The sequence below is a fragment of the Neisseria sp. HMSC069H12 genome (genome assembly GCF_001812735.1).
Lineage (GTDB): Bacteria > Pseudomonadota > Gammaproteobacteria > Burkholderiales > Neisseriaceae > Neisseria > Neisseria subflava.
Genome location: NZ_KV810287.1, coordinates 71556 through 86059 on the forward strand (window position 1 = coordinate 71556; position 14504 = coordinate 86059).

Consider the following 14504-nt stretch of genomic DNA (forward strand, 5'->3'; position numbering starts at 1 on the left):
TCAATACGACACTTAAACGTCGATGGATTGGGGCTTTTTATTGCCTTAACCTTATAGTAGGCTGATTAAAAATAGCTTTGTTTATATCCTCACCAAGCCAAGTTTTGAAACCAAAATTCTTTTCTAAGCTATTCCTAATAAGGTATTTCTCTATTACCTTGGTTATTCTTGTATCAGTTCAAACATTGAACAGCGTGATTTATGCATCGTTAAAATAAACTAAAATCTACCCCTTACAAAAATAAGCAAAGGCCGTCTGAAATCGATCTTTCAGACGGCCCTTTTAAATCAAATAATCAATTAAAACACTGCTTGCAAAATCAAATAGCTGACAACAGACAAAATGGCAGCAGCAGGCAAGGTAATAACCCAAGCAAGGCCGATCGGTTTCATCAATTTCCAGTTGGCATTGCGGTTAACCAAGCCGATACCCAAAACTGCACCCACCAAGATATGGGTACTGGAAACAGGCAAGCCCATAAATGATGCGGCCATCACGACGGCAGCAGCAGAAAGCTCAGCAGAAAAACCTGACGCGGGGTGCATTTCTGCCAAGCTGGTGCCTACGGTTTTAATCACTTCTTTGCCGACAAACCACAAGCCGACAATCAAAGCGATACCGAAAGTCAACATGGCAATCGGCGGCACGGCGTTTTGAGCAGTAATGCTGTTGGTACGCAACACATCCATAATTGCGGCAAACGGACCAATCGCATTGGCAATATCGTTCGCACCATGGCTGAATGCAAAACCGCAAGCGGTAAATACCTGCATCCATGAGAACATTTGAAAAGTCGATTTATCCAAATCTTTGCGTTTTAAACTTTTGGCAAATACAAACGTACCCATCCAAATAGCCGCGCCAATCATGAAAATGGTCAGGAAGCTGTTGACGTTGCTCATACCCAAATGCAGATTTTTCAGACCTTTGAAAATCAACATTGCCGCAATCATCATGCCGCCGACAGAAGCAATAAACGGCACCCAAGAATGCAGGGCTCTATAAGAATCTACTTCACCCTTACGGCTGTCAAAGCGGTGCAGACCGCGATAATACTCAGACTGCAATTCTTCAGGATCAAAGTCCGGCTCATCATAGATTTGGGCATCGTGCGCCATTTTGGTGGCGTATTCGACTTTTTCAGATTCACTTAAGGCTTCAAAAAACAGGCGATGCTCTTCTTTATAAGCTTTCTTCTCCAGCTTGATGCCTTTGAGCGTATTATCAGCCCAAGAGTTGTAGTCTAAAACATTTTTCTTAATTCGTGAAAACAACAGATAGGAAACGATGCCGCCCAAAACCGGAGACAATATCCAAGATAAGGCAATTTCGCCCAACTTGTCCCATTGAATCAACGCAACAGAATCCACACCGTTCAATGCCGCCATACACAGAGCACTACCGACGATACCGCCGATAATGGCATGTGTAGTGGAAACCGGCAGACCTTTGTGCGATGCGAAAAGCAGCCACAATGCCGCAGCCAAAAGCGCAGACATCATAATGAAGACAAACTGCATCGGATCCAGATGCATGCCATTCAAATCGACAATACCCTTACGGATAGTATCTGTTACCTCGCCGCCAGCAATCACTGCGCCGCTGACTTCAAATACTGCCGCAATCAGCAAGGCTTGCGGAATGGTCAAAGTGCCGGAGCCGACACTTGTACCGAAAGAGTTGGCAATATCGTTACCACCCACATTAAACGCCATGAAGACGCCGAAAAAGGTAGCAAGGATAAACAGGCCGGAGTGGTTGTAGTGGGTATAACCCAAGCCCCAATAAATAAAATAGCCGACCATGCTCACAAGCATAGCGGCAAAAACCGTATTAATCAGCTTCAAGTTCGCACTCGACTGAGTTTGAGCCATGGAAAGTTTCCTTTTGGAAAACATGTTGAGTCGCGTTATTTTAACCTTTTTGTAATCTTTCTTGCACCAACTATTTACATTAAATGCCGAAATTCCCGTAAAAACGTCAAAAGGCGTTAAAATGTCATTTTACCTTCTCTTTCTGTAACCGAAATGCAACCCCAATACTATATCGGCATCATGTCCGGAACCAGCATGGACGGTGCCGATGCCGTACTGATTCAAATGCAGGGCAAGCAATGGCAACGAGCCGTTGCTCACAGCTTTCTACCCTATTCAGACGGCCTGCGCCAAGAATTGTTGGCACTGCAAGACATAGGCGAAAATGAATTGCACAGAAGCAATATCCTGGCGCAAACACTCAGCCACCTATACGCCCAAACCGTCCAACAACTATTGACAGAACAAAACCTGTCGGCCAAAGACATTGCCGCGATCGGCTGCCACGGACAAACCATCCGCCATGCGCCTGAACACGGTTACAGCATTCAACTGGTCACCCTCCCCCTATTAGCCGAACTAACCGGCATTTTCACGGTCGGCGACTTCCGCAGCCGCGACCTTGCCTGCAACGGTCAAGGTGCGCCCCTCGTCCCCGCTTTTCACGAAGCGCTGTTTCAAGATGCGAATGAAACCCGTGCCGTACTCAACATTGGCGGCATTTCCAATATCAGCATCCTCCCGCCCGACAACCCTTCTTTCGGCTTCGATACCGGCCCCGGCAATATGTTGATGGATGCATGGATGCAACATATTTGGCAGCAGCCTTACGACAAAAATGGGGAAAAAGCCGCACAAGGCGAAATCCTCCCTGACCTGCTCGTTTCCCTGCTCGACCATCCTTACTTCAGCCGCCCTTATCCGAAAAGTACAGGCCGAGAGTTGTTTTCCCTAAGCTGGCTTCAAGGCCGTCTGAAAGGTGATGAAAAGCCAGAAGATGTGATACGTACATTGGTCTTTTATACCGCACAAACCATTTTTGATGCGACCAAACAAGCTGCTCCGGCGATTCATAATCTTTATATCTGCGGCGGCGGCATCCGCAATCCGATTTTGATGCAAGACTTGGAAACCCTGTTTTCTCCCAACACCAAATTGCACAGCACAGCCAAGCTCCATCTTGACCCGCAATGGGTCGAAGCAGCCGCTTTTGCCTGGCTTGCAGCCTGTTGGTGCAATCAGGTCCCAAGTAATCCTCACCATGCAACCGGCGCACATTCACACCGAATCTTAGGCTCAGGACATTACGGCAACTAAAGTTGAACAAATAAAAAGGCCGTCTGAACATTTTCAGACGGCCTTTACTATATTAGCCTTTACTTATTCTTCTTCCGGCAAACGGTTGATTTTCACACGGGCAATACGTTGCCCATCCTTCTCAACCACTTCAAAACGCCAGCCATGATAATCAATGAAGTCGCCCACATCAGGAATACTTTGCAATTCTTCCATAATCAAGCCGGCAACGGTATGGAAGTCCGCGTCTTCCTCTTGAGTAGGCAGATTTAGCTGAGAAGCCAATTCCACATACTCCAATGCACCATCCACAGACAGCGTTTCATCCTGACTGGCCGGAGCAGCTTCTTCTTCCTCACGCTCGAATTCCTCGGGGAATTCACCAGCGATGGTTTCCAACAAATCTTTCATGGTCACCATGCCCAAGACCGCGCCAAATTCATCCACCACCAACGCATAATCCGCGCTGCTTTGACGGAACAATTCAATCGCATTCAACGCCGTCGTACTATCCGGCAAAATCAATGGTTGGCGCAAGGCCGTCTGAATATTGATTTCTCCCGATTCAAGCAGCTGGTTCAGCAAATCTTTTTTACTGATATAGCCCAAAGGCTCATCTACACCTGCCTTACCGACAACCAACAAACGGCTATACGGCGTATTTTTCAACTGCGCATTTTGCTCTTCTCGACTTTGGGAAATATCCAATTTCTCGATCTCCCGACGCGGAATCATCACGCCCATAATCGGACGCTCCGCCAAAGTCAGCACGCTGCGAATCATGGATTTTTCGTTTTCTTCAAAATGCTCGTCATCGCCGCCATTATCACCTGCTTTTGCCAAAATACTTTCGCGGATACCCATCATGCCCAACACATTTTCAGCGGTACGCTTACGCCAAGAAGTGCTGATGTAGTCATTTTTACGGGCATTCTTTTGCGAAACCTGATTAAACAGTTCGATCAAAATCGAGAAGCCGATCGCCGCATACAAATAGCCTTTCGGAATATGGAAATGGAAGGCTTCCGCAATCAGGCTGAAACCAATCATCAACAAGAAACCCAGACACAACATCACGACGGTCGGATGCTTGTCGACAAAAGCAGTCAACGGTTTGCTGGCGGAAATCATCACCGTCATCGCCACAACAACCGCACCCATTGCCACCACAATATGATCCACCATCGCCACTGCCGTAATAACAGAATCGATAGAGAAAACCGCATCCAAAATCAAGATTTGTGCCACAACGCCCCAAAAAGCGGAATGCTTCTTCTGCCCTTCAGCAACAGCAAATTGATTGTGGCCTTCAAGGCGTTCGTGCAACTCAGTAGTCGCTTTATAAAGCAGGAAAATACCGCCGGCAAACATAATCATATCTTTACCGGAAATCTCCAAGCCTCCCAGCTCAAACAAAGGACGCGTCAGCGTCATGATGTGCGCCATAAAGCCCAGCATGAAAATCCGAATAACAACGGCCAAACCCAAGCCCGTTATCCGCGCCTTATCACGTTGCGATGGTTTAACCTTGTTTGCCAAAATCGCTACGAAAACAAGGTTATCAATACCTAAAACAACTTCCAAAACCAGAAGCGTGGCAAAGCCTATCCAAGTATGCGGCTCTGCCAACCAACTGAAATCCATAATGATTGTGTTCCTTTAAAATACAAAAAGGCAGCCGTTCCGCTTAAAACGGACAGACTGCCAAAGTTCGGACATAAATAAAGGGAAAGAAGCGGTATAACAACTACTCTGCTCTGCGTCTTTCATGAAAAATTTATGCCTCGGTCAAAAATAATGGCAAACAGTTTATCAGTTTGACGAAAGAAAGGCAAAGTCTGACAGCATATTTTCTTTTAAAAACAGCCTATACCATTACTTACCAGCTTTCAGACGGCCTTTTCTTACTTGATAAAACCATCAATCGGCGCATAACCCAAGAAATCTGCCTGATCATTCAATATCACAACCCATTCTTTACTTCGCGCACTGGTAAATGGCAAGAAATACAACTTTTTCCCATCGTTTTCCAGCGAAGCCTGTTTAAAAATTGACTCCTCACTCATGCCATGGGCTTTTGCCAAGACAAATAACGGTTTCATTGCCTTACGAATTTTCTCACGTTCCTGCTGCGAATCTGGCAACCACCAAGAAGGCCTCATACTCGGTTCAACACCTTTCAAAGACAAATCAAGACTTTGGTTAGCTTCATCCGGACCCGTTGCTTCACGCAACCCAACACGACGCGCGCCAAACCAAGATAAATCCTGCAAATCCTTCGGGGCATGGCTCAAATCATTTACATCAATTTCTGCAGCAGTTACCACATTTATCCTATCGGTTTCAAATGCAGCAACCACTGGACGTGCCAAAGATACACTATATAAACCATAAATCAAAGCAGCAAGCTGAATCATGCCGATTAAGGAAAAATCAACAATCCTCTCTTTAAGTTTCTTGCTCGGACTGGCAAGAATCAAAGTCAGCAACGGACCACAAACAATATCTACTGAAATGACCAGTTTATATAAAGCCAATCCACCTGTCAGCTCGGCATACGGATAAGGATACCAAACTCCAAATACCAACAAAGCGGCCAATCCTGCCAAAATCAGACTAATCAACAAATGCCATGCCGCATTTTTTAATGCGAACCGAAAGCGTGATGAAGAATGTAATGTATGTGAGTTTTCCATAGATAACAATAAGATATTATTTTTCTATAAATATTATGTATAGCTTAAAAAATAAATGAGATATTTAAATATGCTGGTAGGCCGTCTGAAAATTGAAGCATTAAGTACAACCATCTCACCACGCATTATCAATATGTTAAAAATACTAATAAATAGATAAAATAAAAACCACCATGCAACATGGTGGTTTTAAAATTTGGCTCCCCGACCTGGGCTCGAACCAGGGACCTGCGGATTAACAGTCCGTCGCTCTACCGACTGAGCTATCGGGGAATTAAAAATGGAATTATATAGAAAATATCAGAAATCTGTCAAGCAACAATCTATATAAAAACAAAAATATTTTTAGGGGCTGTACTAGATAACTAGAATAAATTCTGCTTTACTAATTGTTTTAAAATAGAAATTTGAACTTTTATTTCACCGTGGTTAAAACGCCATTCACATTCCTTCAAATACAGCTCAAAATGCTCTTTGGGAATACCGTTAAACTTACGTAAGTGACGTTTTGCCTGATTCCTAAAGTTCTCAATTCCGTTGATGTGATTTTGTCGATCAGCAAAATGTGTGCTGTGATTAATGCGAAAGTGGCTAAACTCACTCACATCAAGTACGTCATAGCTTTTGTAACAATCAGTATAAACAATACTGTCAGGCTTTACTTGCTCACGTATTATCGGCAATAAAGTGGCAGTTTGTGTATTGGGCACAGCAACGGTGTAAACCTTGCCGTTGCGCTTCAGAAGCCCGAATACAACCACTTTGCTGGCTGCACCGCGACCGCGTTTGCCTTTGCGCTGCCCGCCAAAATAGCTTTCATCAACTTCTACTTCGCCATCAAACATTTCCAGATGCGGGCTGTTATGAAAAATCAGTACACATAAGCGATGAAAGTAATAGGCTGCTGTGTTTTTATTAACACTGACTAATTGCGCTGCTGTGCGTGCGGTAACACCTGCAATAAACAGCTCAATCAGTTTGTTTTGTTTGTACTGACTTAAACGGCTTCTTCTCATAGGGATTATTCTAACCTGAAATTAGATTTCCCTAGTTATCTAGTACAGCCCCTATTTTTATATCTTTTTAATTTATAAAACTTTTATAAGATTTCAGCAATTTGTTTGGCTGCACGTTTCGCATCTAACAAAATCAAGCCCAATTTACCGCTTTCTTTTGCCATCAATGCCAACACTGCATTTTCACCTGCTTGACTCAACAGAATATAGCCGTTTTTACCTTTAACCATTACCTGATCCAACTCACCGCAAGCCAACTCACGCACGGAACGATTGCCCAATGCCAAAAGCGTTGCCGACATCGCGCCTACACGGTCTGCATTCAGGTGGGAAGGCAGCATGGTTGCGATCGGCAGGCCGTCTGTAGAAATAACTGCAGAAGCAGTGATATCAGCAGAGGTATTGTTCAAATCGCTTAATACAGAGATTAATAGTTGTTGCATAGTCGCTCCATTCTAAAATAAATATCGGTCAGGCAAAAATCAACGGCTGCCGTATCGGTGGTACAGCACTTTAACCAAAGTAACAAAAGCCTCTTTATTTAAGTCAGGCATTCCGCCAATTACCAAAATCAGCTTGGTCATGCCAATATACAGAGGGAAAAAGGTCAATTCACTTTGGCCTGATGGATCACAAATACCCCATGCGCTATTATTGATATGCAGGTTATTGCGAATCAAAAGACGGTGATTGTCTTCCATTTTGGCCACTTCGCTCGCCAAAAGGCCCAACTCTTCCGCAGCCTCGTGATGGAAATTGGCATTGGCAAAATACAAACCGTTTTCATCAGCCAATAAAGCTTTGCCAGAACTAGACAACTGTTCCAACAATGTAGGCAATTGCTCGTCAGTCAAATGGATATCGTCTGTGCTGATTTCCTCATCACCATACAAGAATTCCAAGCGTTGGAGACGGTACAGCAGATTCAAAGCGGTATTGATGTCGCTGGTATCCGCCCACGCCAAGATTTTTTCGCTGCTGATGGTTTCAGACGGCTCTGCACGCAACAGACCATACAATAAAGTTCTGCTGGCACTGGGCGTATCACTTGAAACAGCATAATACGCACCCGCCGGTGTAATCTTAGGATATAAATTTGCTTGTAAAGAGAGTGTCGCTTCCATCTTATACCTCTAATCCGGGGTCAATTGAGAACAACATGGCAGTAACCAATTGTCTTACATCGTCTTTTCGACGCGCATCAATCTCAAAAACCGGTACATTAAAATTATTCTGTGCTAAATATTTTTGATAAACATCCACGCTTGGTAAGGATCGGATATCCATCTTCGTCACCCCTACAACCAGAGGCGCTTTTTTCAGCAACTCCCGGAATGCATCCAAGAAGAATTGCAAGTCTTTCAATGGATTGCTTCTTGTATTATCCAAAAGAAGCACCAAGCCCATACTGCCTTGGCTCAGAATTTCCCACATGAAATTAAAACGCTCCTGACCAGGTGTACCATACAGGTGAACCTTAGTTTCCTCATCCAAATGAATGACACCGTAGTCCATCGCCACAGTCGTGTACCCCTTACGGACAAGTGTAATATCGGATGCGGATGCATCGGTTTGAACCGGAGGTTCATCAGATAAAGCTGAAATTGCAGTGGTTTTACCTACGCCAACAGGACCGGTAAAGATAATTTTATTTTCTTTCATGACGTGTCCTTTACGATTTACCCAGCAACTTACGCATCAGGCGTTGCAACAGGCCGCGAGGTTGTTCTTTCGACGGACCGGCAATTTTTTGAGCCTCTTTGCTCATTGCTGTTTCAGGTACGTCTTTGCTATTCACATCAATCTGTTCGTTCAATGAAGGCGTATTGTTCGCATCAGTTGCAAACTCTGTATCTGTCGCCAAAAAGCCTGTCATATATGTTGCCGATAAATAGTTCAAAATATCAGGCATTTCTAAAGGCATGACTTTATAGAGGATGTTCAGATTAACAGACGTTTTCGTCAGAAATGCCGACAAACGCATAGATTCTGGAACATGTGCTAAACGGGTTAAGTTTGGCCACCGCTTGAGTGTAAAGACAGTTTGCGGCGTCATCGGATAAATCAGACGGCCTGATGCAGTCCAAATAGCCATTTGCCACAAGCATGACATAATGGTAACTTTGGCTTTTTCTTTCCATTGAGGATTATCAGGAACAGCCTTACACACGACAGCCAAGTTATCGTTCTTACACAATTTCTCCAACTCGTTGGCACTGACTGTCAACAGTACTCGCTGGATGCTAGGAAACACGATTAATATCGGCTTGCCTTCATGCAAGACAGCAATATCTTGGTGTCCTTGACTGGCAAATTTTAGCGCGCCCAACAAGCCTTTATTTGGATTAAATCGGCGAATGGTTGCTTTTCTTGTGCCATCTGAATTTGATTGTCTTTTATTCTCTTCAGCCGCTTGTTGTTCAGACGGCTCAAAAACATTGCCGCCTTGAGCCAGGCTGCGCAAAACAGGAAACAAGGTATCGAATTTGACCGGCTTAGCCAAATAAGGAGTCGTTACTGTCGGCAACTCGGAAGAAAACATAGCCACAGGTACTTCCGGATAAGTTTTCTTCGACTCTTTCCAAGCTTCTAAACCTGCCGGAGTATCGGTATCAACCAATACCAAATCCGGTTTTTCATCAGAGTCAGGGGAAACGATGACGTAATTCGTCGTATTGTGCATTTTAAATGCCATACGGAATACCGCCTGCTGTTGCTCGCCCATCTCCTGTAACATAACCCGTATGGTTTTAATTTTTGGTAAATGATTATTCATCACTCGTACTTTCTACGATTATCTTATTTTTTTGAATATTGGTTCATTCGTTGCAAGAGACGGCTCATTGCCAAGACAACCTCTTCAGGCAGGCTGACAACACGCTCACGCAACAAGCGCAGAAATTGTTCTAAACGTCCCCAATCTTCAACGCGTTCGTACAAATCAAACAAGATAATGTACAACTGCGATTCTTGAGGATACTGCAAAACAGCCTGTTCCAAAGTACCGATGGCCAAATCCAATTGACCATAAGCCAACAAAGATTCCACTTCTTTCAGAGCCTCATCAGCTGGTGAAGAGCTGGCGCTGATAACTGAAGAGTCTTTTTGAACCAACTCACGATATTTGGCTTTCATCTGCAAAGAACTTGGCTGAATGTAACCGCGTTTCAAGCCAATCTCTTTAATTTGCTGTTCAGACGGCCCTTTTTCCAAATCATCAAAAATTTCGTGATAACCAAGGTTATAACCCCAACCAAGCATACGTTCTTTTACTTGACGGCCATATTGACCCAAAGAGTGGTAAAGCTTCCACAGATGCTTGGCAAACTGCCCTACTTCTTCATTCTGATAATCCAGACGCAAGGCATCGATAATGAGACCAGCGGGCTTCGCAGAAGTTTGGATTGCTTTGTTGTATTGATGCAAAGCAGTCTCGTAGCTAATCTTGTCTTTCAAGATTTTTGCACTACGCTCCGGTTTGGCAAAACCAATAACCGCGCCCATCTCTTCAGGGCTGATTTCGCCAAAATCTTTCTTGCCTAATACGATAGGCGCACGTTTGCCCATGCCTGGAACGACAATGCGCTCAACCGAGTCGTTCTCAAAGGCAATATGCTCGTCGGAAGCAACTTCCAAACCGCTTTGTTCGCCAATTTGACGGTCCACTTCCTGCATATTCCAACCAAGATGATGCTCGGCAAAAACACGCAGGCGCAGGTTAGTAGAATCCAAAGCCAGACCGGCTTTCAGGTATTCGGCTATGCTGTCTTCAGAAAGGGAGGCACTATGACGCTCAAGCGTATCCGCCAGCATGTCGATATTGCCGACACGCAGATTCAAACCGATTAATTCATGAACCAGCTTTTCCGGAGCACCGTCTTCCAAAGTATTGAGATAACCGGCCAAAGACTCCGCTGCTTTGCTCTCATAGCCGAACTGTTTATAAACCTGATATTCGGTCAACGGATCGACTTCTTGTGCGGAAACAGAAGCTGTTGCATCGTTTGAGCCGCTTCCACCCCATTCCCAGTCTTGATTATCCGCATTGGAAACTGTCTGGTTGACTTTCTCAATCCAGTCGTTTCCATCCTCAGAGGAGGCTGTATGAGCAGCAGACGTACGGCCGCTTTTTGATGCATGTGCGCTTTGTTTGTCTGAATTGTTACTTTGTTTATGACGAACAAAAACCAACACCAGCAAAAAAAGCACCAGCAAAAAAATAGTTAAAAGTTGATAGTTCAAGAACACCTCCCGGTCTTGTGCTGCAAACTGCATTTATTAACATCTGTTGCTTTACACGCAACTTCAACGTTATTAATTCCCCAAACGAATGATGATAACATGAATGCACTCATTTTTACATTAAAAACCCTACTCACATAAAGGACTTGATACCAATTTACAACTCAAACACACCGATGGATTCAACATGCGAGGTTTGCGCAAACATATTCATGATTCCTGCCGCCTTAAACTTATAGCCCTTATCAACCAAGACACCGGCATCTCGTGCAAATGTTGATGGATTACACGAAACATACACTATCTTCTGAGGCAAAAACGGCTTGTGTAGCGATTTGACAACAGCATAAGCCCCGTTTCTCGGCGGATCCAGCAACATCTTGTCAAATCGTCCCCACGACTCAACAGTCTTTTCATCGGTATCGAATAAGTCTGCAACAGAAAACGTCATATTCTCGGCACAACGATTCAGGCGTGCATTTTCCCTTGCCCTATCTACCAGATAATCGGCACCTTCAATACCGACAACCGATGCGCCACTTTTTGCCAGCGGCACACTGAAATTGCCCAAACCGCAAAACAGATCGGCAATCCGCTCCCCTTTTTGAGGGTTTAAAAGCCTGACGGCCCTTGCCACCATCACTTCGTTCAGCTGAGCATTAATTTGCGTAAAATCACCAGGCTTATAAGGCATTTCCACATCAAATTGAGCAAAAGTATAGTTCAGGGCAGGCGCATTCTCAGGGTAAAACGGCAAGGACTCGGCATGATCCTGCAGCCATATGTGCCATGCCTTTTCAGCACCTGACAATATCTTATCAAACCAATTACGCAATTCGCTTGATATTTGTCCAAACGGCTGATTTACGAAACGAATGTTGAGCACCGTCACATTTTTTCCGCAATAAAACTCAACAAATTTTACTTTTACACCGTCATCATGCAGCTTTTGCAGCAAATTGCGGACATCAGGCAATCTATCGGACACATGCTTAGGCAAAATATGGCAATGGCGGATATTGACGACATCATGGCTTTTTTTGGCCTGAAAACCGAGTTTCAGACGGCCTTTTTTATCGACCGAAACACTCAAACGTGCTCTATCGCGATAATACCAGGAGTAACCATACAAAGGAGGTAAAATTATCTCCGGCTTGACCTTACCTATCCGCTCCAACTGCTCTTCCAAAATACGTTGCTTTAACGCAACTTGTGCTCCAAAAGAAACATGTTGAAGTGAACAGCCACCACATGTATCAAAATAGCAACATGCCGGATCAACACGTTCGGAAGAGGCCTTCAAAACCTTTTCAACTTGAGCCTCTGCAAACTGCTTTTTCTCTTTATGTATGACAAACGTTACACGCTCTCCAGGCAGCGCACCGCCGATAAATACGGCCTTCCCATCAACTCTGGCAACACCCCTGCCCTCATAATCCAAAGAAAAAACTTCCGTTTCTTGATACTGTTCTTTCACACCCATACCGTTTCCGTCACTCAGCCGCTCCCCGACCATTTAACTGTCTTCCAATACCGAAGCGCATATTTTCTCACAAAAACACAGAGTTTCAGGTATCATGCGCCAAAAACTTTCATTTCAAACCGTACAAAAAAAGACGACATGAAAAAAATACTATTCGGCCTGACAGCCGCCCTTTTAACTTCAGCCGCTGCTGCAAACACGCTTATTCCAGACGTCTCCCCCGCCTCTTCCGGACAACACGTCGTTATCAATATTACGCAACAGCGTTTGTTCCTCTACGACAACGGCAAACTGAGCAAAATTTATCCTGTTGCCGTCGGCAAAGCCATGACCCAAACCAATCTGGGCGAACATAAAATCGGCGCAAAAGCCTACAACCCAGTTTGGCATATCCCTAAATCCATTCAAAAAGAACGCAATGACGGCGTAAAAAGCGTACCGGCTGGTCCAAATAATCCGCTGGGCCCCGTATTTGTCCGTCTTGGCGACCCTAAATTAAGCCTTGGCATTCACGGCACCAATGCCCCTGCCAGCGTACCCGGCGTCCGCAGCCATGGTTGCGTGCGCATGAAATCGCCTGATGCATTGGAATTCGCCAAAACCATCGCAACAGGTTCTCCTGCCTCCGTTATTTACCAAATGGCAAGCCTGAACGAAGATGCCAACCAAAACTTGTGGCTGGCTGCCTATCGTGACCCTTACGACAAGAAAAACCTTGATACGGCTGCCCTGAAAAAAAGCATTGCCGCCTGGGCAAAAGCGCACGGTAAAACCATCCCTGCCGCTCGTGTGGATGCAATCCTGAAAGGACGCACCGGCGCAGCAAACTGTCTGACCTGCGCCAAAGGCGTAAAACTCAAATCGCCCTTGAAATCTTTGGCATGGACCAGCGGCACAGATGCTTACAGCAAACCTAAAGTCATGCCGAAACCGGCTCCTGCTAAAGATGTGGTATTGCCTCAAGGTACTGAAATCGAAGTCGATGCTACCGACGATACAAACAAGGCAGCATCCGAACCGAAACAAAGCGTTCGCCCAACTCCGGTGAAACCAGCAAAACCTGCGGCCAAACCGGTAACCACTCCGGCCGATGCTCCTGCCTCTGCACCTAAAGCCGCTTCCGAACCGGCTACTGCCCCAGCCTCTTCTCCAGTGAAAGATGCTCCGGCAAGCAGCGAACCGGTAGATTTGTTGTTCTAAGCAGAACAAAATACATAGCCAAAGGCCGTCTGAAATGAATTTTTCAGACGGCCTTTTCGTACAACTGGATATTGGAAATAGATGCCCCTCTTAATTCAGACGGCCTTTTTACTGTCCAAATATTCCGACAAACCGCGCTCACGCAAAATACAGCTCGGGCATTCATGGCAACCACCGACCACGCCGTTATAACAGGTATGCGTGTGCTCGCGAATGTAATCCAACACACCCATTTCATCCGCCAATGCCCAAGTTTGCGCTTTGGTTAAATACATCAAGGGCGTATGGATTTGAAAAGCGTAATCCATGGCCAGATTCAGCGTGACATTCATCGACTTGACGAACACATCGCGGCAGTCGGGATAACCGGAAAAATCGGTTTCGCACACGCCGGCAATGATATGGCGTATTCCCTGCCCTTTGGCGTAAATAGCGGCGTAAAGCAAAAACAAAGCATTGCGTCCATCTACAAATGTATTGGGCAGGCCGTCTGAAGCTGTTTCAATGGATGCCGTATCATCCATCAAGGCATTGTGTGTAATCTGTTGCATCAGGCTCAAATCGAGTATGGTCTGCTTCACACCCAAATCTTGGGCAATCCAACGCGCTCGCTCCAATTCGATAGCGTGGCGTTGTCCATATTGAAAAGTGATGACCTGCACATTTTCACGGCCATATGTTTGAATTGCCTGAATCAAGCAGGTTGTTGAATCCTGCCCGCCCGAAAAAATAACGAGTACCTGCTGTTTTTCCATA

At 45.1% G+C, this 14504-nt stretch carries 13 protein-coding genes and 1 tRNA gene; 2 read left to right on the top strand and 12 right to left on the bottom strand.

Annotated features, from left to right (window positions below):
- Positions 1–300: 300 nt before the first annotated feature.
- Positions 301–1875, bottom strand: coding sequence for an inorganic phosphate transporter (locus HMPREF2872_RS07345; protein WP_070632577.1), 1575 nt, complete (start codon positions 1873–1875; stop codon positions 301–303).
- Between the two features lie 153 nt (positions 1876–2028).
- On the opposite strand from HMPREF2872_RS07345, the gene HMPREF2872_RS07350 reads away from it, so the two are divergent.
- Complete coding sequence (locus tag HMPREF2872_RS07350; RefSeq protein WP_070632581.1) at positions 2029–3132, top strand: anhydro-N-acetylmuramic acid kinase; 1104 nt, start codon at positions 2029–2031, stop codon at positions 3130–3132.
- Positions 3133–3195: 63 nt separating this feature from the next.
- Here HMPREF2872_RS07350 and HMPREF2872_RS07355 read toward each other — a convergent pair whose 3' ends face one another.
- The 10 genes from HMPREF2872_RS07355 to rlmD all read right to left on the bottom strand — a co-directional run bounded on the left by HMPREF2872_RS07355 (position 3196) and on the right by rlmD (position 12548).
- On the bottom strand, positions 3196–4755 hold the full coding sequence (locus HMPREF2872_RS07355) for a TerC family protein (RefSeq protein ID WP_070632584.1): 1560 nt from the start codon (positions 4753–4755) through the stop codon (positions 3196–3198).
- 260 nt (positions 4756–5015) lie between these two features.
- On the bottom strand, positions 5016–5807 hold the full coding sequence (locus HMPREF2872_RS07360; RefSeq protein ID WP_070632587.1) for a fimb protein: 792 nt from the start codon (positions 5805–5807) through the stop codon (positions 5016–5018).
- 197 nt (positions 5808–6004) lie between these two features.
- Positions 6005–6080: transfer RNA gene (locus HMPREF2872_RS07365), tRNA-Asn, on the bottom strand.
- Positions 6081–6172: 92 nt separating this feature from the next.
- Positions 6173–6823 (bottom strand): IS1595 family transposase, encoded by a 651-nt coding sequence (locus HMPREF2872_RS07370; RefSeq protein ID WP_070632590.1) that lies wholly within the window; start codon positions 6821–6823, stop codon positions 6173–6175.
- Positions 6824–6906: 83 nt separating this feature from the next.
- On the bottom strand, positions 6907–7266 hold the full coding sequence (locus HMPREF2872_RS07375) for a roadblock/LC7 domain-containing protein (RefSeq protein WP_070632593.1): 360 nt from the start codon (positions 7264–7266) through the stop codon (positions 6907–6909).
- 39 nt (positions 7267–7305) lie between these two features.
- Positions 7306–7947 (bottom strand): peptidase M23, encoded by a 642-nt coding sequence (locus HMPREF2872_RS07380; RefSeq protein WP_070632596.1) that lies wholly within the window; start codon positions 7945–7947, stop codon positions 7306–7308.
- Position 7948: 1 nt separating this feature from the next.
- Positions 7949–8485 (bottom strand): GTP-binding protein, encoded by a 537-nt coding sequence (locus HMPREF2872_RS07385; protein ID WP_003684400.1) that lies wholly within the window; start codon positions 8483–8485, stop codon positions 7949–7951.
- A gap of 10 nt (positions 8486–8495) precedes the next feature.
- The gene (locus HMPREF2872_RS07390) at positions 8496–9599 is read right to left on the bottom strand and encodes a response regulator (protein WP_003684312.1); all 1104 of its coding nucleotides are present in this window, start codon (positions 9597–9599) and stop codon (positions 8496–8498) included.
- A 23-nt stretch (positions 9600–9622) separates the two neighbouring features.
- The gene (locus HMPREF2872_RS07395; protein WP_070632597.1) at positions 9623–11098 is read right to left on the bottom strand and encodes a 23S rRNA methyltransferase; all 1476 of its coding nucleotides are present in this window, start codon (positions 11096–11098) and stop codon (positions 9623–9625) included.
- Positions 11099–11222: 124 nt separating this feature from the next.
- The gene (gene rlmD, locus HMPREF2872_RS07400; protein WP_070632600.1) at positions 11223–12548 is read right to left on the bottom strand and encodes a 23S rRNA (uracil(1939)-C(5))-methyltransferase RlmD; all 1326 of its coding nucleotides are present in this window, start codon (positions 12546–12548) and stop codon (positions 11223–11225) included.
- A gap of 138 nt (positions 12549–12686) precedes the next feature.
- On the opposite strand from rlmD, the gene HMPREF2872_RS07405 reads away from it, so the two are divergent.
- Positions 12687–13748, top strand: coding sequence for a L,D-transpeptidase (locus tag HMPREF2872_RS07405; RefSeq protein ID WP_070632604.1), 1062 nt, complete (start codon positions 12687–12689; stop codon positions 13746–13748).
- A 95-nt stretch (positions 13749–13843) separates the two neighbouring features.
- On the opposite strand, the gene queC is transcribed toward HMPREF2872_RS07405, so the two are convergent.
- Complete coding sequence (queC, locus tag HMPREF2872_RS07410; RefSeq protein WP_070632606.1) at positions 13844–14503, bottom strand: 7-cyano-7-deazaguanine synthase QueC; 660 nt, start codon at positions 14501–14503, stop codon at positions 13844–13846.
- Position 14504 lies beyond the last annotated feature (1 nt).